Here is a 21,593-nt window from a genome sequence, read left to right on the forward strand (position 1 = left end):
GGGCAGGGGCGCACAGGTGGTCGAGGAGGGTGCGGCTGATGTCCTCCAGGTGCCGGAGCTGCTCGCGCGTCAGCAGGTCGATCAGGTGCTCGCGGACGCTGGCCACGTGCGGCGGAGCCGCCGCCTGCAGCGCGGCGAGCCCCTCGTCCGTCAGGACGGCCAGCCAGCCCCGCCGGTCGCCGGCGAAGTGCTCCCGGCGCACCCATCCCTTCTGCTCGAGCTTGCCGACCGCGTGGGAGATGCGGCTGGGCTTGGAGTTGGTCCAGTGCGCCAGGTCGCTCATGCGCATGGTCCGCTCGGGCGCCTCCGACAGCAGGGCGAGCAGCTCGTAGTAAGTGGGCGGCATGTCGGCCGCGGCCAGCAGGTCACGCTCCAGCCGGTCGTGGAGCAGCCGGCTCGCCGTCATGAAGGCGCGCCAGGCGCGTTGTTCGTCGTCGTCCAGCCATCGCGTCACCTCGGCATCGTACTGGATAGTTGCGCGCTGAAATAAAGCAGATGTATTGTCCTGCTGAATCTTTCAGTGCTGAATTAACTGGAGCCAGACGTGTACCCCAGCGAACTCACCGGCGACTACACCACCGACCCCGCCCACAGCCGCTTCGGCTTCACGGCCCGCTACGCGATGGTCACCAAGGTCCGCGGCAGCATCCCCCTCAAGGAGGCCCCCGCCCACCTGGACGCCGCCGACCCGGGCGCCTCCAGCGTTCGCGTGACCCTCGACGTGGCGGGCATCGAGACCGGCAACGGCATGCGCGACGACCACCTGCGCACCGGCGACTTCCTGGACGTCGCCAACCACCCGCACATCACCTTCGTCTCCACCGATGTCAAGCACGTCGGCGGTGACAGCTTCGAGGTGACCGGCGACCTGACGATCCGCGGCGTGACCACGAAGATCACGATTCCGCTCGACTACACCGGCACCTCGGTCGACGCCCAGGGCGTCACCCGCGTCGGCTTCGAAGGCGGCCTCGCGATCAACCGCAGCGACTACGGCATCACGACCAACGCCGTCCTGGAGACCGGCGGCGTGATGATCTCGGACAAGATCGCCCTCGAGTTCGACCTGTCGCTCCTCAAGAACGCCTGAAGACGCCGACGGGCCCGGACGACAAACTCGTCCGGGCCCGTGCGGTTGTGGCGGCAGGAATCAGTGCGTGAGGCTGCGGTCGTCGTCGCTCGAACCGACGGCGGCGTGCTCCTCCTCACCACCGTGACCGATGGCGGCGTGCTCGTCGTGCCCGTGCCCGTCCTCCAGCGGGATCTTCTCCCCGCCGTACGCCTTCGACATCCGGGCGCGCAGCCTGCCGAGCGGGCCACGCATGCCCTTCGGCGGGATGCCCGCGGCGTCCTCGGCCACCGGCAGCATCGGCACCGGCTGCTTGCCGCGCACGTGGGCCTCGATGTCCTCCGCCGGCGGCGTGTGGACCTCGATGAACTCACCGTGCGGCAGCCGCTTGATCACGCCCGACTCGACGCCGTGCGAGATGACCGCCTGGTCGGAGCGCTGCAGACCCAGGCACATCCGGTAGGTGATCAGGTACGCCAGCGCCGGCGCCACGAAGATCATCACCCGGCCGATGTACGTCGTCCAGTTGAGGCTGATGTGGAAGAACGCCGAGATCTCGTCGTTGGCGCCCATCAGCCACAGCACACCGTAGAACGTCATCGCGGAGATGCCGATCGAGGTGCGGTGCGGGTTGTTGCGCGGACGGTCGGCGACGTGGTGCTCGCGGTGGTCGCCGGTCACCCAGCGTTCCAGGAACGGATAGAGCGCCAGGCCCGTCATGATGATGCCCATCGGCACCAGCGCCGGGATGATGACGCTCAGCGGCAGTGTGCCCGCGTGGGCCGTGCCGAAGAGGTTGATCTCCCATGGCGGCATGATGCGCAGCGCGCCTTCGAGGAAGCCCATGTAGAAGTCGGGCTGCGAACCCGCCGACACGTCGGCCGGTGTGTACGGGCCGAAGATCCAGATCGGGTTGATCTGCGCGAACGTGCCCAGACCGGCGATCACGCCGAGCGTGAACAGGAAGTACGCGCCCGCCTTCGCCATGAAGGCCGGGTAGAACGGCGCGCCCACCACGTTCTGGTTGGTCCGCCCCTTGCCCGGCATCTGGGTGTGCTTCTGCACCCACATGAGCACCATGTGGGCCGATATCAGCGCCAGCAGGATGCCCGGGATGAGCAGGATGTGCAGCGAGTAGAACCGGGAGATGACGTCGTGCCCCGGATACTCCCCGCCGAACAGGAAGAACGTGATGTACGTGCCGACCAGCGGCAGCGAGATCGCCACACCCTCGGTGATCCGCAGACCGGCGCCGGAGAGCAGGTCGTCGGGGAGGGAGTAGCCGGTCAGGCCCTCGGCCAGCGCCAGCGTCAGCAGCAGCACGCCGATGATCCAGTTGATCTCGCGCGGCTTGCGGTAGGCGCCGGTGAAGAACACGCGCAGCGCGTGCACCATCATGCCGGCCACGAAGAGCAGGGCCGCCCAGTGGTGCATCTGCCGGATGAGCAGACCACCCCGGACGTCGAAGCTGATTTCCAGCGACGACGCGTAGGCCTCGGACATCATGACGCCCCTGAGCGGCGCGTACGAGCCGTCGTAGGCGACCTCCATCATGCTGGGCTTGTACCAGAACGTCAGGAACGTACCGGTGAGCAGCAGGATGACGAAGGAGTAGAGCGCGATCTCACCCAGCAGGAACGACCAGTGGTCGGGGAAGATCTTGCGCAGGTTGCGCTTGAGGAAGTTGGCCCCGCCGAGACGCTCGTCGAGGAAGTTCGACGGCCCGGTGATGGCCTTGGGGACGGTCTTCAGCTCGCTCACGCCTGGCCTCCCTTGGCCCGGGCCTCGGCCTCGGCGTCACCGCGCTCCCAGTAGCTGGGGCCGACGGGCACCTCGAAGTCGCCCTGGGCGACGAGGTAGCCCTCGGCGTCGACGGTGATGGGCAGCTGCGGCAGCGGCCGGGCGGCCGGGCCGAAGATGACCTTCGCACCGTCGGCGGCGTCGAACGTCGACTGGTGGCACGGGCAGAGGATGTGGTGGGTGTTCTGCTCGTACAGGGCCGCGGGGCAGCCCACGTGGGTGCAGATCTTCGAGTACGCCACGATGCCGTCGTGCGTCCAGTTCTGCCTGACGCCGCTCTTGAGCTCCTCGGGACGGAACTTGATCAGGATCAGCGTGGCCTTGGCCAGGGCGTTCAGGTCGTGCTCGTAGCCCTCGGGGACGACCGACAGGATGCCGCCGGGAGAGTTGAAGTCGGCCGCCCTGATGGGCTGGCCGGTGCCCTCGACGACGAGCCGCAGCGGCTTGCCCTCCTTGGTCTTCTCGCCCCAGACCGTGTGCCGCAGCAGTTTGTTGAACTGCGAGCCCGGCATCTTGGTGTTGTCGAGGTCGCGCAGCAGCACCAGCGGGATCAGGCCCAGCGGGGCCGCGCCCAGCAGCAGCGTGCGGCGCAGCAGCTTGCGCTTGACGAAGCCGCTCTCGTTGGCGCCCTCGACGAACGTCCTGCCCACGACCCCGCGGTCCTCCTCGTCGGAGACCATCAGGTGGCGCTCCTGGACGAGGGAGTACTTCGGCATGATCTGGCGGACCCAGATCACGATGCCGATCGCGAGGCTGAGGATCGCCACCGTCAGCGACGAGCCCAGCGCGAGGTTGGACGCGCCCGTCGCCTCGGGGCTGCCGACCTGGAAGACCACGTAGGAGATGATGAACGCGATGGCCGCCAGGAACGTGATCACGAAGCAGAGCGCGACGATCTTCTCGGCCTTGCGGGCCTTGGCCTCGTCCTGCAGCGTGACGCCCGGGACCTCCTCCTCGGCCCGGGGCGCTTCCACGGTGCCGAGCATCGAGGTGCCCGGTGGGGGGGTGCCGATGACGCGCTTGGGTACGCGCTCGTCCGGCTGCTCGATCTCGTGCTCGTTGTCTGTCATGACTTCTGTCGCTTCTTCGCGGTGATCCAGATGGCGGCGAGTGCGAGGGCGCTGAGGCCCACGATCCACGCTACGAGGCCCTCGGTGACCGGGCCGATGCGCCCCAGACCGAAGCCACCCGGGTCCTTCTGCTCACGGACCTGGGTGATGTAGGCGATCATGCTGCGCTTCTCTTCGGGGGTGATCGTCGTGTCGTTGAAGACCGGCATGGCCTGCGGGCCGGTGACCATGGCCTCGTAGATCTGCGTGGGGGTCGCCGAGTTGAGGTTGGGCGCGTACTTGCCCTGGGTCAGGGCGCCACCGGCGCCGGCCCAGTTGTGACACTGGATGCAGTTGGCGCGGAAGAGCTCGCCGCCCTTGCCGGCGTCACCGAGCTTGGGGTCGACCTGCTCCGCCGCCGGCACCTGCGGGCCGCCGCCGAGCGACTGCACGTAGGCCGAGATCTGGCGGATCTTCGTCTCGTCGACCCACTCGGGCAGCGGCTTGCGGGGCGCCTGCGGCCCGGGAGCGCCGGCCGGCATCCGGCCGGTGCTCATCTGGAAGTCGACGGCGGCCGCGCCGACGCCGACGAGCGTGGGGGCCGTGCTGGTGCCCTCGGCGTTCATCCCGTGGCAGCTCGAGCAGTGCTGGACGAACAGGCTCTTGCCCTCGGCCACGTCGTCGACCTTGCCCGCCGCCAGTGCCGCGTCGGCAGGCTTACCCGCCTGGACAAAGGCGGCGTATACCATCCCGACCAGCGCCAACGCCAAAATCAGGACGGCGTATCTCGCGAGGGGATGCCGCCGCCAAGCGGTGGTCCTAATCACAGAGATCCCGTTCCTTAACGAATGATGTAAATGGTCGCGAAAAGACCGATCCAGACGACGTCAACGAAGTGCCAGTAGTAGGACACGACGATCGCGCTGGTGGCCTGCTCATGCGTGAAGCGCTTCGCGGCGTACGTGCGTCCCAGCATGAACAGGAACGCGATCAGGCCACCGGTCACGTGCAGGCCGTGGAAGCCCGTCGTCAGGTAGAACACCGAGGTGTAGGCGTTGGCGGACAGGGTCGCGCCCTCTGACGCCAGCTCCATGTACTCGTACAGCTGGCCGGCGATGAAGACCGCGCCCATGAGGAAGCTGACGATGTACCAGAAGCGGAGCTTTCCGACCTGCCCCTTCTCCGCGGCCCACACGCCCATCTGGCACGTCACACTCGACAGAACCAGAATGATCGTGTTGACCGTCGCGAACGGGATGTTCAGGTGAGCGACGCCCTCGGCCGCTTGCGTGCCTGCGGGAAGAAGCGCGGGGCCCCACTCGAGGCCCTTGCCCTCGCTCACCGACCGGATGGTGAAGTACATCGCGAACAGCGCCGCGAAGAACATGAGCTCAGAGGACAGCCAGACGATCGTCCCGACACTGACCAGGTTGGGTCGCCGGTACGACTGTGCTGTCGTCGTCGAAGTTATTGCGGATGCTGTCGCCACGGGCAGCATTATTGCGGCTCCGATGGTCGGTCCGGCGCACGACCCCCCGTTAGCAGGTACGAACCACCGACCAACCTGGGATAATCGGTATAAACCACCCACCAGGCATGGTGGCCTGGGTCAGCACGCCGACACACCGGTACGATCCCAGGTGACCATACCGCTTCGACCGATAGTGAGCGCGACCGATGTCCACTGGGAGCACCGACGACAAGATGAGGGTCCTCGTCTACAGCGACGACGCGGCGACCAGGGCCGAGGTGATCCAGGCCATCGGCAGGCGCCCCGCGGCCGACGTCCCCTTCGTCGAGATCGTGGAGTGCGCCACCGAGCCCAAGGTTCACCAGTGGCTGGGCTCCGGCGAGATCGACGTGGCCGTCCTCGACGGCGAGACGCAGCCCGCGGGCGGCATGGGCGTCTCCCGCCAGGCCAAGGACGAGGTCTACGACTGCCCGCCCATCTGCCTGATCATCGCCAGGCGCGACGACCGCTGGCTGGCCGAGTGGTCGAAGGCCGACGCGGTCGTGTCGCAGCCCCTCGAGCCGATCGTCCTGGCCGACACCGTGGCCGACCTGATGCGCCGTCGTTCCGCCACCCGACTCAACGCCAAGTAGGTGCCCATGGACTCCCGTACGACCTGGCCCACGCTGCTTTCCGCTCTCCTCGCCGGGGAGCACCTCACCTCCGACGAGACGGCCTGGGCGATGCGGGAGATCATGTCCGGCGCCGCGACGCCCGCCCAGATCGCCGGTTTCGCGATCGCACTGCGCGCCAAGGGCGAGACCGTCGCCGAGGTGGTCGGCCTGGCCCGCACCATGCTCGACCTGGCCACGCCGCTGAGCGTGGAGGGGCCCGTGGTCGACGTCGTCGGCACGGGCGGCGACCGCGCCCACACCGTCAACGTCTCCACGATGGCCGCCATCGTGACCGCCGCGGCCGGCGCCCGCGTCGTCAAGCACGGCAACCGCGCCGCGTCGTCCTCGTGCGGCGCCGCCGACGTCCTGGAGCACCTCGGCGTCCGGCTCGACCTCACGCCGGCGCAGACCGCGCAGGTGGCGCGCGAGGCCGGCATCGCGTTCTGCTTCGCCCCGGTCTACCACCCCGCGCTGCGGTTCGCCGGGCCGGTGCGCAAGGAGATCGGCATCCCCACGTTCTTCAACTTCCTGGGCCCGCTCACCAACCCGGCCCGTCCCTCGGCGCAGGCCATCGGCGTCTACGACCCCAGGATGCTGCCCGTGCTGGCCGGCGTCTTCGCCGAGCGCGGGGTGTCCGCGCTGGTGTTCCGCGGTGACGACGGGCTCGACGAGCTGACCATCGCCGGCACCTCCACCGTCTGGGTGGTCAAGGACGGCGCCGCGACGCAGACCACGTTCGACCCGTCGGTTCTCGGCATCCCGCGCGCCGACGTGGGGGCGCTGCGCGGCGGCGACGTGGCGTTCAACGCCCAGGCCGTGCACGAGCTGGTGGGCGGCAAGACCGGGCCGGTGCGCGACGCCGTGCTGCTCAACGCGGCCGCGGCGCTGGTGGCGCTCGACGGCCCCGGCGACGACCTCGACCAGGCCATGATCGACGCCTATGCCCGCGCGTCGCAGGCCGTCGACTCGGGCGCCGCGGCGGCCACCCTCGAGCGCTGGGTCGAGGCGAGCGCCTCCTTCGCCCACGCCTGACCCCCGTACGCGGCGCTGAGAGCCCCGTTCCAGCCCCGCCGCCCGCGGCCCGTCCCCTGACGCCGGCGGGTGCGTACGGTCCGTACACGGCAGGTACACGACCACGGGCCCGTGCCTCTTCGGAGACACGGGCCCGCGTTCGTCCTGCCGGCGGGTCAGGCCAGGCTGTTGGTGGGCCCGTCCTTCAGCGAGCTCCACTGGAGCCACTGCTTCCAGTTCTCCTGCCAGTGCCCCCAGCCGTTGGTCGGCTCCAGCCGCCTGGGCGAGCCGGTGAGTATGATCGGGTCGCCGATCAGGGTGTTGTTGATGAACCACCGCGCGTTCTCCGGGCTGACGTTCACGCAGCCGTGGCTGACGTTGGCGTTGCCCTGCGAGCCCACCGACCACGGCGCGCTGTGCACGTACTCGCCGCTGTTGGAGATGCGGACGTTGTTGTAGGTGGTCGTCCGGTAGTAGCCGGACTGGCCGGGCCCGATCCCGGGCGAGGTCATGACCGTGACGGGCTCTCGCGACATCGCCAGGTGGATGCCGGAGGTCGTGTGGTACTTCCACACGCCGCCCTTGCCGGCGCTCATCGGCATGGTGCGGATCTTCTTGCCGTTGCGGCGCACCGTGAGCGTGTGGGTCTTCATGCTGCCGCTGGTGATCTGCTCGCGGCCGATCTTGAAGTCGAGCTTGACGTCTCGCTTGCCGTACATGCCGGGCCCGCCGCGCACGCCGGCCAGTTTGGCCTCCACCCGCACCTTCGTGTGCGCGGGCCAGTACTCGCGCGGCCGGAAGTCCACGTGCTGGTCGTCGAACCAGTGCCAGGCGCCTTCCACCGGCTTGGAGCTGCGGACGATGAGGTTGCGCTCGACCGAGACCCGGTCGGTGACGGGCTGGTCGAAGGCGATCATGACGGGCATGCCGACCCCGACGGTCAGCCCCGTGATCTCTTTGTTCGGGGTGATGGACTCGATGTCGAACGTCTTGTTGGCCTTCACCGTGGAGAACTTGCTGGTCATCTCGGTCTGCTTGCCCGAGCCGTCCACGGAGACGGCGGTGACCGTGTATTCGGTGCCGGGCCGGGCGGTGCCGAGGCTGCGCCACCGGGTGGCGTCGGCGCTCAGGACGCCCTTGAGCGGGCCCGACTTGCCGCCGTCGATGCGCACGCTCTTGAGCGTGCCCCCCTGGGCCGAGACGACCACGGGCTGATCGGTCGGCACGTTGGCGGCCTTGTTCGCCGGAGAGACCCCCACGGAGACACTCCGGGCGCCGCCTGCCATGGCGGCCCCTTTGTCAGGGTCCACGGCCGGACCGCCCGCTGAGCACGCTGTCAGCAGCGCCAGGGCCAGTAGGCCGGCCGGTCGATACGCTACGCGCCCCACGAGTACTCCCTCGTCAAGATCGAACCGCTTCTGCCTCCTTTATTACCCTGAGTGAGCGATTCACCACATCCGCAGATCGCTAAGGAACACCAAAAAGCGGACACCCTTCCCCAAGGGAGGGATGTCCGCTTTTCAGGGCGGATCTCAGTGCGAGAAGTGACCCCGGTAGTACTGGAAGACGAACCCGATCATGGCCATGATGACCAGGAAGACCCCGATCAGGAACATCCAGAAGCCGATGACGAACCCGGCGAAGGCGAAGGCCGCCGCCAGGCAGACGAACAGCGGCCACCAGCTGCTCGGGCTGAAGAACCCGAGCTCGCCCGCGCCGTCGCTGATCTCGGCCTGCTTGTTGTCCTCCGGCTGCGCGCCGATGCGCCGCGCGGTGAACATCAGGTAGTAGCCCACCATGAACGCGAACCCGACCGAGATGGCCATGGCCGTCGTGCCGACCGGCTCACCCTGGCCCGTCTCCGCCTTGGTCCAGAACCAGTAGGCGATGTCGACGCCGGCGAAGAACACGCCGCACAGCAGGAACAGCCAACCCTGGACCTTCATCAGGCCTCGACCTCCTGGGCGGACTTGGCGGAAACGTGCGGATAGTGCAGGTCGAACGCCGGGCGCTCAGACCTGATGCGCGGCAGCGAGGTGAAGTTGTGCCGCGGCGGCGGGCAGGAGGTCGCCCACTCGAGCGAACCGCCGTAGCCCCAGGGGTCGTCGACCGTGACCTTGGGCGCGCTGCGCCAGGTCTTCCAGACGTTGTAGAAGAACGGCAGCGTCGAGGCGCCCAGGATGAACGCGCCCACCGACGACAACATGTTGAGGTCGGTGAAGCCGTCGGCCGCGCTGTAGTCGGCGTAGCGGCGCGGGAAGCCCAGCATGCCCAGCCAGTGCTGCACGAGGAACGTCGTGTGGAAGCCGATGAACAGCAGCCAGAAGTGCAGCTTGCCGAGCTTGTCGTCGAGCATCTTGCCGGTGAACTTGGGCCACCAGAAGTAGAACCCGGCGAACATGGCGAACACGACGGTGCCGAAGACCACGTAGTGGAAGTGGGCGACGACGAAGTAGGTGTCGCTGATGTGGAAGTCGAGCGGCGGCGAGGCCAGGATGACGCCCGTCAGACCGCCCAGCAGGAACGTGATGAGGAAGCCGACCGAGAAGAGCATCGGCGACTCGAACGACAGGTGTCCCCGCCACATCGTGCCGATCCAGTTGAAGAACTTCACACCGGTCGGCACCGCGATGAGGAACGTCATGAACGAGAAGAACGGCAACAACACCTGCCCGGTCGGGAACATGTGGTGCGCCCAGACCGTGATGGACAGACCCGCGATGGAGATGGTCGCGGCCACGAGGCTGATGTAACCGAAGATCGGCTTGCGGCTGAAGACCGGCAGGACCTCGGTCACGATGCCGAAGAACGGCAGCGCGATGATGTACACCTCGGGATGGCCGAAGAACCAGAACAGGTGCTGCCAGAGCAGCGCGCCGCCGTTCTCGGAGGCGAAGATGTGGGTGCCGAGCTTGCGGTCGGCCTCCAGCGCCAGCAGCGCGGCGGCCAGCACCGGGAAGGCCATCAGCACGAGCATGCTGGTCAGCAGGATGTTCCAGGTGAAGATCGGCATGCGGAACATCGTCATGCCGGGAGCGCGCATGCAGATGATCGTGGTGATGAAGTTGACCGCGCCCAGGATGGTGCCGAGACCCGACAGGGCCAGACCCATGATCCACAGGTCGCCGCCGATGCCCGGCGAGTTGATCGCGTTGGACAGCGGCGTGTAGGCGAACCAGCCGAAGGAGGCCGCGCCGCCCGGGGTGAAGAAGCCCGACACGGCGATGATGCTGCCGAACAGGTAGAGCCAGTAGCTGACCATGTTCAGGCGGGGGAACGCCACGTCGGGAGCGCCGATCTGCAGCGGCATCAGCTCGTTGGCGAAGCCGGCGAACAGCGGCGTCGCGAACATGAGCAGCATGATCGTGCCGTGCATGGTGAACAGCTGGTTGAACTGTTCGTTGCTGGTGAACTGCAGCCCCGGCTGCGCCAGCTCGGCCCGCATGACCAACGCCATGATGCCGCCGATGAGGAAGAAGGCGAACGACGTGATCAGGTACATGTGCCCGATGATCTTGTGATCAGTCGAGGACATCCACTTGGCGATGATCTGGCCCTTGGAGGACGGCCTGATCGGCGTCGTCGTCAGTGGCTCTTGGATGGCGGTCACTGGGCACTCCCAGCCTGGTGGGTCGCGATGTACTGGTTGAACTCAGCCTGCGGAACGAGCTTCACCGAGAAGAGCATCCGGCTGTGGTCGACACCGCAGAGCTCGGCGCAACGACCGGCGAAGACCCCCGTGCGGTTGAGCGTCGTGATCTGGAACTTGCGGCCCGGGTTGTCCTCGGGGATGCCGGGGATGACGTCGCGCTTGAACAGGAACTCCGGCACCCAGAAGGAGTGGATGACGTCATCGGTCGAAAGGTCGAACTCGACCTTCGTGTTCACCGGCAGGACGAGCTGGGGGCCCTGGTTGTAGTCGCTCACGGGCACGCCCGCGACCGGCGCCAGCGTCTGGCCGTTGACCGTCGTGGTGAAGCGCCAGCTCCACTGGTACGCCTCGACGCTGACCTTGACCGGCGCGTCACCGTCCACCCTGGTGAGGGTCTCGCTGTCGCGGGCGGTGAAGAAGAAGAACACCGACACCATGACCAGCGGGATCAGGGTGTAGAGCATCTCGATCGGCAGGTTGTAACGCACCTGCGGCGGGAGCTCGGCGCTGGACTTGCGCTTGCGGTGGAAGATCGCCGCCCACAGGATCAGGACGATGACGACGGCACCCGTGGCGAGTGCGGCGATCCAGGCCCCGTTCCACAGGCTCTGGACCACGCCGCCCTCCTGCGTGACGTGATCAGGAAGAAGGCCGCGAGACCAATCGGCCTCGGGGACGTCATTAGCACACGCCGTAGCAGTGGCCAGCAGCAACGCCAGAGCGGCGGCGCGTGGCACCCTGCGCCGGGCCAACGAACGCCGCGTCGTACGGCGAGTCGGACTCACGGATCGCCTACCCCACAGATGAAGCCCAAGAGTCTTTCCCTTGGGCGCTCGTATTTCCAAATGCACAGCTGATTGCAGACACATTAGCGTGCAGGTGCCTTGCCCCCCCGCGCGACCCCTCGATGGCCCCGCAAGTGGGACGATGAGTCTCGTGGCGTACTTCGACGCGGCTTCGAGCGAGCCGCTCCACCCTCAGGCGCGCGAGGCGCTGCTGGCGGCGATCGACGTCGGCTGGGCCGACCCCGCGAGACTCTACGGCCAGGCCCGCCGCGCGCACCTGCTGCTCGAGCAGGCCCGCACGGAGGTGGCCGAGGCGCTCGGCGCGCGGCCCGACGAGGTGTCGTTCACCTCTTCCGGCACGCAGGCCGTGCATCTCGGCGTGCTCGGCACCCTACACGGCAGGAGAAGGGCCGGGCGCCATCTGGTGACGAGCGCGGTCGAGCACTCCAGCGTGCTGCACGCCGGCGGCGTGCACGAACGCGATGGCGGCACGGTCGAGACCGTGGGCGTCGAGCTGACCGGCCGGGTCGACCTCGACCTGTTCGCCGAGGCGGTCGCGCGTCCGGGCACGGCGCTGGCCTGCCTGCAGACGGCCAACCACGAGGTCGGCACCCTGCAGCCGGTGGCGGAGGCCGCCGCGGCCTGCCGGGCCAACGGCGTCCCGCTGCTGGTCGACGCGGCGCAGACGGCCGGCCGGATGCCGGTCCCGGCCGGCTGGTCGGTGCTGACGGCCAGCGCCCACAAGTGGGGCGGGCCCGCCGGGGTGGGGGTGCTCGTGGTGCGCAAGGGCACCCGGTTCCGCTCGTTCCTGCCGGAGGACGAACGCGAGCGGCGGCGGGTGCCGGGCTTCGAGAACGTGCCCGGCATCGTCGCGGCCGCGGCCGCCCTGCGGGCGATGACCGCGGAGGCGGCGCAGGAGCAGGCCCGGCTGTCGGAACTGGTGGCGAAGATCCGCGAGACGGTGCCGAAGGTCGTGCCCGACGTGGAGGTGATCGGCGACCCGGTCGAGCGGGCCCCGCACATCGTGACCTTCTCGTGTCTGTACGTCGACGGCGAGGCCCTGCTCACCGAACTGGACAAAGCGGGATTCGCGGTATCGTCCGGGAGTTCTTGCACGGCTAGTACGCTTCGTCCATCGCACGTTCTGGAAGCGATGGGCGTGCTGACGCATGGGAATGTGCGGGTGTCGCTGCCCAGGGGCACCTCCGCGGCGGAGGTCGACCGGTTCCTCGCCGTGCTGCCCGACCTGGTGCGCCGCATCCGCCAGGACGCAGGAGTCGCATGACCGAGGTGACCGAGCCGGCTCTGACGATCGACGCGATCGGGAAGAAGTGCCCGATCCCGATCATCATGCTGGCCGAGCAGATCAACTACGTGCCGCTGAACGCCGTGGTGGCCGTGCTGGCCGACGATCCGGCGGCCTACACGGACGTGCCGGCGTGGTGCCGGCTGAAGTCGCACCGCCACGTCGGCTCGTACGAGCTGCCCGAGGGTGGCTGGGCGATCCACGTCAGGCGTAATTACTGAATGCCCCCGCCCGCCGCGGGCAGGGGACGGGAAGACGCCGTCCCGCCCGCGAGCCGGGCGGGACGGCCCCCACTCGGGGCCCCGTTCAGGGCCTCATCAAGGGCCTCGCTCAGGGGTGGTAGCAGCGCACGTGCTCGGCGATCTCGGCCGTCGCCTCGGGGCCGTAGGCCGCGCTGAACCGCTCGAGGAACACCTGCTGGCCGAGCTCGTACTCCTGGCCGCCGACGCGCTCCAGCACGTGGGTGGCGGTGAGGTTGCCCAGCTGGCCGCAGCGCTCCAGCGGCAGCCCCCAGGCCAGACCCGACATGAAGCCGGCGCGGAAGGCGTCGCCGACGCCCGTGGGGTCGGCCTTGCCGCGCTCGGGCGCGGGCGCGACGTGGATGGACGGCTCGCCCTTGCGGTCGATGACGGCGCCCTTGGGGCCGAGCGTGGTGACCCGGACGCCGACGCGGTCGAGGATCTCCTGGTCGGACCAGCCGGTCTTCTGCTCGATGAGCCCCTTCTCGTAGTCGTTGGAGAACAGGTAGGCGGCGCCGTCGACGAGCTGGCGGATCTGCTCGTCCTCCATGCGCGCGAGCTGCTGGGAGATGTCGGCGGCGAACGGGATGCCGCGCTGGCGGCACTCGTCGGTGTGGCGCAGCATCGCGTCGGGGTCGTTGGGGCTGATCAGCACCAGGTCGAGCCCGCCCACGCGGTCGGCGACGGGCTGCAGCTCGATGAGCCGCGCCTCGGCCATGGCCCCGGTGTAGAACGAGGCGATCTGGTTGTGGTGCTCGTCGGTGGTGCACAGGAAACGCGCCGTGTGCTGGGTCTCCGAGATGTGCACGGACTCGCAGTCGACGCCGTGGCGCTCCAGCCAGGAGCGGTAGTCGGCGAAGTCGTTGCCCACGGCGCCCACGAGGATCGGGTTGAGGCCGAGGCAGGCCATGCCGAAAGCGATGTTCGCGGCGCATCCGCCGCGACGGATCTGGAGGTCATCGACCAGGAACGACAGGGACACCCGATCGAGCTGCTCGGCGATGAGCTGGTCGCCGAAGCTTCCCGGGAAGGTCATCAGGTGGTCTGTCGCGATAGAGCCGGTTACGGCGATGCGCACGGGATTCTTCTTCCTCGTTGTCAGCAGGCCAATGAGCCCCACGAGAATACGCGAAGGTCCCGCGCGCACAAAGGCGAGCGGGACCTGCCGGCGACCGGCGACCCGTACTAGTTGAACGAGTCACCACAGGCGCACGAGCCCGTGGCGTTGGGGTTGTCGATCGTGAAGCCCTGCTTCTCGATGGTGTCGACGAAGTCGATGGTGGCGCCCATCAGGTAGGGAGCGCTCATCCGGTCGGTGACCACGTTGACGCCGCCGAACTCCGACACCACGTCGCCGTCCATCGAACGGTCGTCGAAGAAGAGCTGGTAGCGCAGGCCGGAGCAGCCTCCGGGCTGCACGGCGACCCTCAGCTGCAGACCTTCCTCGCCCTGCTGCTCCAGCAGGCTCTTGACCTTCGCGGCGGCCGCGTCAGTCAGGATCAGGCCCTGCGTCGTGGTCTCGCTGCTCTCAACCGTCATCTGCTGACTCCCTAACCAGGCTGTCTGTTTTTCGACGTCCTACAGATGACGCTACCAACACCGGGCCGATGCCACACATTCCCGGGGTGGCCTACCTCCGGAATATCCAGGTTCGTCCGTGTGTCATCATGAGTATCGTCAAAACGACGATAAGGGGGTGTGGCCATGGCCACCCAGACTGGGCTGCCGCTCTTCGTCCTCGGCAGGGGCGCCGATCCGCACAGCGAGAAGGGGGTCGAGTGTCCCGGCGAGCTGCCGCCCGCCTCCGACCCCGGCCTGGTGGAACGCGCCCGCAAGGCCAAGGAGGCGCTCGGTGAGCGGCTGTTCGTGCTCGGCCACCACTACCAGCGCGACGAGGTCATCCAGTTCGCCGACGTGACGGGCGACTCCTTCAAGCTCGCCCAGCAGGCGGCCGCGCGGCCGGAGGCGGAGTTCATCGTCTTCTGCGGCGTGCACTTCATGGCGGAGTCCGCCGACATCCTCACCACCGACGCCCAGAAGGTGATTCTTCCGGACATGGCGGCTGGGTGCTCGATGGCGGACATGGCCACGTTCGACCAGGTCGAGGAGTGCTGGGAGGCTCTGGAGGACGCCGGGCTCGCCGATCAGGTGATCCCCGTCACGTACATGAACTCCAGCGCCGACATCAAGGCGTTCTGCGGCCGCAACGGCGGCGCGGTGTGCACCTCCTCCAACGCCCGCCGGGCCCTGGACTGGGCGTTCCAGCAGGGCGAGAAGGTGCTGTTCCTGCCCGACCAGCACCTCGGCCGCAACACGGCGGTGCTGGAGATGGGCATGTCGCTGGACGACTGCGTGGTGTGGAACCCGCACCGCCCCAACGGCGGCCTGACCCAGGAGCAGCTGGAGCGGGCGCGGATGATCCTGTGGAAGGGCCACTGCTCGGTGCACGGCCGCTTCACCGCCGAGTCGGTGGACGACGTGCGCGCGCGCATCCCGGGCGTGAACGTGCTCGTGCACCCCGAGTGCCGGCACGAGGTCGTGCTGAAGGCCGACCACATCGGCTCCACCGAGCACATCATCAAGACCCTGCGGGCCGCACCGGCGGGGTCGAGCTGGGCGGTCGGCACGGAGCTGAACCTCGTCAAGCGGCTGGCCCAGATGTTCCCCGACAAGAACATCTCGTTCCTGGACCGCACGGTCTGCTACTGCTCGACGATGAACCGCATCGACCTGCCGCACCTGGTGTGGGCGCTGGAGTCGCTCGTGCTCGGCGAGGTCGTCAACCAGATCACCGTCGACGACGACACCACCCACTGGGCCAAGGTCGCCCTCGACCGCATGCTCGCCCTTCCGTAACCCCCCGCCAGAGGGCTTCAGGTTTCAGGCGAAGTCGTAGCCGACGCGCACGCGGACCGACAGGGCCTGGCGGCCGGGGCTGAGCGAGGCGTCGCTCTCCGCGGCGGCCAGGGCCGTGCGCATCGGCTGCGGTGGTCCCGTCCAGGGCTCCTCGGTGACCGACACCACCCGGCCGAGCGGGCGGCCGGCCAGCCCGGCGTACTGGGCCGCCTTGGCGGCGGCGTCCCTGAAGGCGCGCGTCCTGGCCTCGGCCAGCGCGGCGGCCGGGTCGGACAGCTCGAAGGCCAGGCCGTTGAGCCTGGCCTCCTCCCCCACCCCGGCCACGGTGTCGATGACGCGGTCGGCCCGTCCGAGATCGCGCACGATCACCTCGACGCCCTGCACGGCGCGGTAGGCGGCGACCGTCGGATAGGAGTCGTACTCGGGGCCGAGGGACAGCTCGACCGTGCGGACGTCCTCGGGCGCGACGCCGGCCGAGACGAGCGCGCCGGCCAGGCGGGCCGCGGCGGCCCGCGCGGCGGCGAACGCCTCCGCGGCCGAGGCCCGGCGGACCTCGACGCCCGCGTGCAGTCTCAGCAGGTCGGGCGCGGCCAGGACGGCGCCCTCGCCGGTCACGGTGATGTCCACGGGGCCGCCCCCTTCGCACGGGTTCCGTCCCGATCCTAGGCCGCTTCGTCAGCGGCCGGTGACCGCCGCGGCGACGACGTCCGGGTCACGGAGCGGGACGGGACGGGCGGCGGCGGGCAGGCGGACGAGCGCGGCGCCGAGGTCGCCGGCGAGCCGCTCCCGGCAGCCGTCCCGCTCGTACGCGCCGATCACGGTCACCGGCACCGGCGGGAACGGCTTGTCCACGCGCAGCCGCAGCAGGTCGGCGGCCATGTCACGGCGGGCCAGCCACTCCCCCGCCACCGCCGCCGGCACCTTGCCCATGCGGTAGACGCCCGAGGGGTCGGGCAGGCCGGTGAGCAGCCGGTGCGCGGGCGGCCCGGTCAGGCGGGCCAGCGCGGCGGCTCCCCAGGTGGCGCCGAGCGCGGGCAGCCACCTGCCGGCGGATCGGGCGGCGGACAGCGGCCGCCGTCCGCCGGGGCAGGCCGGCTCGACGAGGACGAGCTTGGCCAGGCACAGCGGGTGCAGCCGGGCGAACGCCTCGGCGTGCCAGCAGGCCACCCCGTGGGCGACGACGATCACCTGCTCGGGATGGTCGGGTGAGAGCGCCGCCAGGCGGGCGACCTCGGCGTACAGGCTGGGCGGGGCGGGCGAGCGGGGGCTGAGGCCGAGCCCCGGGCGGTCGAAGCGGATGACGCGGTGACTCGCGGCCAGCGCCGCGGCGACGGCGTCCCAGTGGAACCAGGCCGCTCCCGGACCGGCCGTGATGAGCACCGTGGGGCCCGTGCCCTCCTCGACGACGTGGGGGCGGCCGTAGCCGATCGTGGGGTTGGGGGCCTGGCCGCGGGCGCCGCCCACGCCGCCCGCGCGGCCGGGCGCGACCCGCAGCGGAACCTGCTCCTCCTGCTCGCCGTCGACGACGAGCAGCCGCATGGCGACGTAGACCAGCCAGACGGCGATCAGGGTGAGCTGGGCGCGGTGCGCGAGGCCGACGCCGTGGCCGACGGCCAGGCCGGCCCCGGTGAGCAGCGTGGCGGCCAGGGTCAGCACGGTGAACAGCCCCGACGCCCACGACCGCCAGCACGCGGTGAGCAGCGCCATGGCCGCCAGCACGGCGCCGGTGGACAGCACGCCCGCCAGCAGGTGGATCCGGTGGGCGAAGGACGTCGCCGTGCGCCCGCAGAGCAGGTCGCTGAGCGCGGCGCAGTCGAGCGGGAACAGCCCGCCCGCGAAGGTCAGCAGCCCGAACGCGGCCAGCGCCAGCCAGCCCGGCCACTCGCGCGCCACCCTGGGGACCAGGGCCACGCCGACCACGCAGGCCAGCCCCGACAGCGCCTCGCACACGCGGAACAGGCGCGTCCACGGCTGGTCGCGGGCGGCCAGCTCGCTGACGTAGCCGTTGGTCCTGTCCACCAGAGGGGTGGTGAACTGACCGGTGACCCAGGCGCTGCCCAGGACCGCGGCCACGATGAACGCGCTCGCCGCGAACACGTACAACCTTCGCTCCACGTGATCATTAGATCACTATGCGTATGCACCGGTGCAAAGCACCCCCAGGTCAGAGGCCGGGGGCGCCCCAGACCGGGAACCAGCGGCTCAGATCGCTCTCCAGCGGCAGCTCGCCCTCCAGGGCGCCTCTGGCCTGAAGTTCGAGCGCGTTGTCGCGCCGCTGGCCGCTCTGCGGGGCGAAGGGGTAGAAGGTGCCGCGTTTGTACAGGTAGACGACGGCCAGCCGCCTGCCGTCGGGGGCGGCGAACGACACCAGGGAGCACAGCAGCGACGGCCCGAACCCGGCGCCCTCCAGCGAGGAGTTGACCGCGTGCAGCTCGGTGACCAGGTCGCTGACGGCGTCGGCGGAGCGGCGGACGAGCAGCCAGGTGTAGCCGTAGCCGTCGTGGGACTCCTCGACGCGCTCGCCCAGCAGCGCCTTGACGTCGCGTTCCAGGGTGGCGAACGCGGCCCCCTCGGCGGCGCGGAAGGCCACCGAGCCGAGACCGGTGGGGACGAGACCGGTCGCGGCCTGCAGCGTCACCGCCGCCGACGGGAGCGCGAACAGCGCGTCGAGGTCGGGTCTGACCGGCTTCGACCGGCCGAGCAGCGCGTCGAGCCACCGCATGCCGGCTCAGCCCCTTCCGAGTTGCGCGGAGATGTCCGCCAGCTGCTGCAGGCGCCGCTCCAGCGGCGGGTGGGTGGCGAACAACGTCGCCAGCGACTGGCCCTTGGCCAGCGCCGGGGCGAAGTAGAAGGCGTTGAACGGCTCCGCCTCGCGCAGGTCGCGGGTCGGGATGCGGGCCATGTCGCCGGTGACCTTGGTCAGCGCGCTGGCCAGGGCGGACGGCCGCTGGGTGAGCAGCGCGCCCGCGCGGTCGGCGGCCAGCTCGCGGTAGCGCGACAGGGCGCGGGTGAGCAGGAAGCTGACGGCGTACACCAGGACGGAGACGAGCAGGATGATCGCCCCGACGGGCACCCCGCCCTGGCCGCCGTTGCGGCGGCCGGCGAGCCCGGAGTAGAGGGCGAAGCGCGTCATGAGCCCGGCCACGATGCCGAGGAACGAGGCGATCGTCATCACGGCGACGTCGCGGTGGGCGACGTGGGACAGCTCGTGGGCGATCACGCCCTCGAGCTCGCGCGGCTCCAGGCGGCGCAGGATGCCGGTCGTGACGCAGACGACGGCGCGCTTCTGGTTGCGCCCGGTGGCGAACGCGTTGGGGACGTCGGAGTCGGCGATCGCCACCCGCGGCTTCGGCATGTCGGCCAGCGCGCACAGCCGGTCGATGAGGCCGTGCAGCTCGGGGGCCTCCTGCGGGGAGACCTCCCGCCCGTGCATCGCGAACAGCGCGATGCGGTCGGACAGGAAGTACTGCACCAGCAGCAGGCCTCCTGCCAGCACCAGCACGGCCAGCGCCTGAACGCCCAGGGCGATCAGGACGCCGACGAAGACGACGTAGAGCAGCCCGAGCAGGAACATCGTCACGACCATGCGGCTCGTCAGGCCGCGGTCGGACGCGAACCGCGCGTTCACGGGGCTCAGCCCGGGATGAGGCCCTGGTCGCCCAGCATCTCCCGGACCTCCTCGATCGAGGCGTCCGCGGGGGGAAGGATCAGCTCTGACGGCTCAAGGCTGTCGTCGGGAAGCGCCTTGCCCACGTGGCGCACCTTGTCGAGCAGCGCGTGCAGCTTGACGCGGAACGCCTTCTCGTCGCCCGCGTCGATGGCCGCTTCCAGCTCGGTGTCGAGTTCGTTGAGGACCGAGATGTCGTCGGCGGAGATCTCCACCTGACCCTCGCCCATGATGCGTACGATCATGCGCCCTCCCCCGGCTGGCGCAGCTGCTGGGTCTGGCCCTGCTGCTGCGGGTGGGACTGCTGCTGAGGCTGGGCCTGCTGCTGGGGCTGCTGCTGCGGCTGCCCCTGCTCGATCGCCGACTGCGGCGCGGGGCCCTGGCCCAGCTCGGCCTTCATCCGGGCGAGCTCCAGCTCGACGTCCATGCCGCCGCCCATGCGGTCGAGCTCGGCCTGGATGTCGTCGCCGCGGGTGCCGCTGACGTCGTCGAGCGCGCCGCTGGCCAGCAGCTCGTCGATGGCGCCGGCACGCGCCTGCATCTGCGCCGTCTTGTCCTCGGCGCGCTGGATCGCGAGGCCGACGTCGCCCATCTCCTCGGAGATGCCGGAGAACGCCTCGTTGATGCGCGTCTGCGCCTCGGCGGCGGTGTAGGTGGCCTTGATCGTCTCCTTCTTCGTACGGAAGGAGTCGACCTTGGCCTGCAGCCGCTGGGAAGCCGTGGTGAGCTTCTCCTCCTCGGCCTGCAGGTTGTCGTGCTGGACCTTCAGGTCGGCCATCTGCGCCTGCAGGTTGGACCGGCGCTGCAACGCCTCGCGCGCCAGGTCCTCACGGCCGACGGACAGCGCCTTGCGGCCCTGCTCCTCCAAACGCTGGGACTGCTTCTCCAGGCCCGTTATCTGCAGCTCGACCCTCTTGCGGGAGGTGGCGACGTCGGCCACCCCACGGCGCACCTTCTGCAGCAGCTCCAGCTGCCGCTGATAGGAGTAGTCAAGGGTCTCGCGCGGATCCTCCATCTTGTCCAGGGCCTTGTTGGCCTTGGACTTGAAGATCATCGAAAGTCTCTTCATCACGCTCATGCGCGTCGGCCGTCCCCTTCTAGGTCGTGCTGGTGTTCACCCAATGCAGCGCAGCCGCCTTGGGATTACCCTACGCATAACGCACGGGGGCGTCACTAAGTTGCAGTCCAGGTAGGGTTGACGTGTGTTGCGACGCCGTTCCCAAACTTCCGTGGACGACACCCCCGTCCCCGCTGACGATCCTAAGCCCCAGGGTAAAGGTCGCCCCACCCCCAAGCGCCGGGATGCCGAGAGCCGCAGGCGGCAGCCGGTCAGCGCGCCGAAAGACCGTAAAGAGGCCTATCGGCAGATGCGCGCCAAGCAGGCCGCCGAACGTGAGCGCGCCCGAAAGGGCATGCTCGCGGGCGACGAGCGTTATTTCCCCGTCCGCGACAAGGGTCCCGCGCGCAAGTTCGCCCGCGACTGGGTCGACTCGCGCCGGCTGCCGAGCCAGTATTTCCTGCCCTTCTCGCTGGTGATCCTGCTGGCGACGTGGGTCCCGTGGCCTCTGGAGATCCGGGCGCAGGTGCTCAACATCGTCATCGCGGTCGGCTGGCCGATCATGATGATCGGCGTGCTCTTCACCTCCGTCTACGTGGCGTGGAAGGTGAAGAAGCTGGTGGCCGAGAAGCTGCCCGACGAGAGCGTCAGAGGCGTGGGCTTCTACGCTGCGATGCGGGCGCTGCAGATCCGCAAGCTGCGTTTCCCGCCGCCGGTGGTGCTGCCCGGCGGTAAGCCGGTGCCGCCCAAGAAGTGACCTGAATTTTTCCGGAATTTCGGTCTTTCTGCCGTCGGCAGAAATCTCCCACCGCAGCACGGCGCGGCCCGCGGGCCGCACGCTCATGGGGCGGGACGTTCGTCCTGCCCCAGGGGCCGGTCGGCGGGAGGCGTCGGGACCGGTGGCGGCGGGGACGCCAGGGCGAGAGCCAGGAAGATCACGACGATCACCGCGATCCCGGCCCACACCGCGCCCATTCC

Annotated in this window: 24 protein-coding genes; 7 read left to right on the plus strand and 17 right to left on the minus strand. The window is 69.4% G+C overall.

What is annotated here, in order from left to right:
* On the minus strand, positions 1-454 hold a 454-nt coding region (locus C1J01_RS29580; RefSeq protein ID WP_220040161.1), incomplete at its 3' end, for a MarR family winged helix-turn-helix transcriptional regulator.
* 90 nt (positions 455-544) lie between these two features.
* Here C1J01_RS29580 and C1J01_RS29585 point away from each other — a divergent pair.
* A complete protein-coding gene (locus C1J01_RS29585; protein ID WP_235854748.1) occupies positions 545-1,090 on the plus strand; it encodes a YceI family protein in 546 nt (181 codons plus the stop codon).
* Positions 1,091-1,150: 60 nt separating this feature from the next.
* Here C1J01_RS29585 and qcrB read toward each other — a convergent pair whose 3' ends face one another.
* The 4 genes from qcrB to ctaE are packed head-to-tail and all read right to left on the minus strand — an operon-like array spanning position 1,151 to position 5,416.
* Positions 1,151-2,830, minus strand: a complete 1,680-nt coding sequence (gene qcrB, locus C1J01_RS29590; RefSeq protein ID WP_235854749.1) for a cytochrome bc1 complex cytochrome b subunit — start codon at positions 2,828-2,830, stop codon at positions 1,151-1,153.
* A complete protein-coding gene (gene qcrA, locus C1J01_RS29595; protein WP_111182255.1) occupies positions 2,827-3,939 on the minus strand; it encodes a cytochrome bc1 complex Rieske iron-sulfur subunit in 1,113 nt (370 codons plus the stop codon). The genes qcrB and qcrA overlap by 4 nt, the downstream gene beginning before the upstream one ends.
* Positions 3,936-4,745 (minus strand): cytochrome bc1 complex diheme cytochrome c subunit, encoded by an 810-nt coding sequence (qcrC, locus tag C1J01_RS29600; RefSeq protein WP_111182256.1) that lies wholly within the window; start codon positions 4,743-4,745, stop codon positions 3,936-3,938. The genes qcrA and qcrC overlap by 4 nt, the downstream gene beginning before the upstream one ends.
* Before the next feature lie 14 nt (positions 4,746-4,759).
* A complete protein-coding gene (gene ctaE / locus C1J01_RS29605; RefSeq protein ID WP_111182257.1) occupies positions 4,760-5,416 on the minus strand; it encodes an aa3-type cytochrome oxidase subunit III in 657 nt (218 codons plus the stop codon).
* Between the two features lie 179 nt (positions 5,417-5,595).
* Here ctaE and C1J01_RS29610 point away from each other — a divergent pair, with 179 nt between their 5' ends.
* Both C1J01_RS29610 and trpD read left to right on the plus strand, forming a co-directional pair.
* Positions 5,596-6,021 (plus strand): hypothetical protein, encoded by a 426-nt coding sequence (locus tag C1J01_RS29610; RefSeq protein WP_111182258.1) that lies wholly within the window; start codon positions 5,596-5,598, stop codon positions 6,019-6,021.
* Positions 6,022-6,027: 6 nt separating this feature from the next.
* On the plus strand, positions 6,028-7,074 hold the full coding sequence (gene trpD, locus C1J01_RS29615) for an anthranilate phosphoribosyltransferase (RefSeq protein WP_111182259.1): 1,047 nt from the start codon (positions 6,028-6,030) through the stop codon (positions 7,072-7,074).
* Positions 7,075-7,229: 155 nt separating this feature from the next.
* On the opposite strand, the gene C1J01_RS29620 is transcribed toward trpD, so the two are convergent.
* The 4 genes from C1J01_RS29620 to ctaC all read right to left on the minus strand — a co-directional run bounded on the left by C1J01_RS29620 (position 7,230) and on the right by ctaC (position 11,490).
* Positions 7,230-8,312, minus strand: a complete 1,083-nt coding sequence (locus C1J01_RS29620; RefSeq protein WP_235854752.1) for a L,D-transpeptidase — start codon at positions 8,310-8,312, stop codon at positions 7,230-7,232.
* Positions 8,313-8,585: 273 nt separating this feature from the next.
* On the minus strand, positions 8,586-8,999 hold the full coding sequence (locus tag C1J01_RS29625; RefSeq protein WP_111182261.1) for a cytochrome c oxidase subunit 4: 414 nt from the start codon (positions 8,997-8,999) through the stop codon (positions 8,586-8,588).
* Positions 8,999-10,663 carry an aa3-type cytochrome oxidase subunit I gene (gene ctaD, locus C1J01_RS29630; RefSeq protein WP_111182262.1) on the minus strand — a complete coding sequence of 555 codons (1,665 nt, stop codon included), beginning with the start codon at positions 10,661-10,663 and terminating at the stop codon, positions 8,999-9,001. The genes C1J01_RS29625 and ctaD overlap by 1 nt, the downstream gene beginning before the upstream one ends.
* Complete coding sequence (gene ctaC, locus C1J01_RS29635; protein ID WP_111182263.1) at positions 10,660-11,490, minus strand: aa3-type cytochrome oxidase subunit II; 831 nt, start codon at positions 11,488-11,490, stop codon at positions 10,660-10,662. The genes ctaD and ctaC overlap by 4 nt, the downstream gene beginning before the upstream one ends.
* A 142-nt stretch (positions 11,491-11,632) precedes the next feature.
* Here ctaC and C1J01_RS29640 point away from each other — a divergent pair, with 142 nt between their 5' ends.
* Positions 11,633-12,775 carry a cysteine desulfurase family protein gene (locus tag C1J01_RS29640; protein WP_220040162.1) on the plus strand — a complete coding sequence of 381 codons (1,143 nt, stop codon included), beginning with the start codon at positions 11,633-11,635 and terminating at the stop codon, positions 12,773-12,775.
* The gene (locus C1J01_RS29645; protein ID WP_111182265.1) at positions 12,772-13,017 is read left to right on the plus strand and encodes a sulfurtransferase TusA family protein; all 246 of its coding nucleotides are present in this window, start codon (positions 12,772-12,774) and stop codon (positions 13,015-13,017) included. Before C1J01_RS29640 ends, C1J01_RS29645 begins: the two co-directional genes overlap by 4 nt.
* Positions 13,018-13,126: 109 nt before the next feature.
* On the opposite strand, the gene C1J01_RS29650 is transcribed toward C1J01_RS29645, so the two are convergent.
* A complete protein-coding gene (locus C1J01_RS29650; protein ID WP_111182266.1) occupies positions 13,127-14,113 on the minus strand; it encodes a carbohydrate kinase family protein in 987 nt (328 codons plus the stop codon).
* Between the two features lie 107 nt (positions 14,114-14,220).
* The gene (gene erpA, locus C1J01_RS29655) at positions 14,221-14,574 is read right to left on the minus strand and encodes an iron-sulfur cluster insertion protein ErpA (protein WP_111182267.1); all 354 of its coding nucleotides are present in this window, start codon (positions 14,572-14,574) and stop codon (positions 14,221-14,223) included.
* 165 nt (positions 14,575-14,739) lie between these two features.
* Between erpA and nadA the strand changes: the two genes are divergently transcribed.
* On the plus strand, positions 14,740-15,891 hold the full coding sequence (nadA, locus tag C1J01_RS29660) for a quinolinate synthase NadA (protein ID WP_111182268.1): 1,152 nt from the start codon (positions 14,740-14,742) through the stop codon (positions 15,889-15,891).
* Positions 15,892-15,915: 24 nt separating this feature from the next.
* Here nadA and C1J01_RS29665 read toward each other — a convergent pair whose 3' ends face one another.
* Genes C1J01_RS29665 through C1J01_RS29690 form a run of 6 tightly spaced genes read right to left on the minus strand, consistent with a single transcriptional unit; the run spans position 15,916 to position 20,636 of the window.
* On the minus strand, positions 15,916-16,518 hold the full coding sequence (locus C1J01_RS29665) for an SIMPL domain-containing protein (protein WP_111182269.1): 603 nt from the start codon (positions 16,516-16,518) through the stop codon (positions 15,916-15,918).
* Between the two features lie 48 nt (positions 16,519-16,566).
* On the minus strand, positions 16,567-18,006 hold the full coding sequence (locus C1J01_RS29670; protein WP_111182270.1) for an alpha/beta fold hydrolase: 1,440 nt from the start codon (positions 18,004-18,006) through the stop codon (positions 16,567-16,569).
* Between the two features lie 49 nt (positions 18,007-18,055).
* Positions 18,056-18,613: a PspA-associated protein PspAB gene (pspAB, locus tag C1J01_RS29675; RefSeq protein WP_111182271.1), complete on the minus strand. Its 558-nt coding sequence runs from the start codon at positions 18,611-18,613 to the stop codon at positions 18,056-18,058.
* Between the two features lie 6 nt (positions 18,614-18,619).
* Positions 18,620-19,477, minus strand: coding sequence for a zinc metalloprotease HtpX (gene htpX, locus C1J01_RS29680; protein WP_235854756.1), 858 nt, complete (start codon positions 19,475-19,477; stop codon positions 18,620-18,622).
* Positions 19,478-19,524: 47 nt separating this feature from the next.
* Positions 19,525-19,803, minus strand: a complete 279-nt coding sequence (pspAA, locus tag C1J01_RS29685; protein WP_111182273.1) for a PspA-associated protein PspAA — start codon at positions 19,801-19,803, stop codon at positions 19,525-19,527.
* A complete protein-coding gene (locus tag C1J01_RS29690; protein ID WP_111182274.1) occupies positions 19,800-20,636 on the minus strand; it encodes a PspA/IM30 family protein in 837 nt (278 codons plus the stop codon). The genes pspAA and C1J01_RS29690 overlap by 4 nt, the downstream gene beginning before the upstream one ends.
* Before the next feature lie 151 nt (positions 20,637-20,787).
* Here C1J01_RS29690 and C1J01_RS29695 point away from each other — a divergent pair, with 151 nt between their 5' ends.
* Entirely contained in the window at positions 20,788-21,372 is a 585-nt protein-coding gene (locus C1J01_RS29695) for a DUF3043 domain-containing protein (protein ID WP_235854754.1), read from the plus strand.
* Positions 21,373-21,593 lie beyond the last annotated feature (221 nt).

This window comes from Nonomuraea aridisoli (assembly GCF_003236395.1).
Taxonomy (GTDB): Bacteria; Actinomycetota; Actinomycetes; order Streptosporangiales; family Streptosporangiaceae; genus Nonomuraea; species Nonomuraea aridisoli.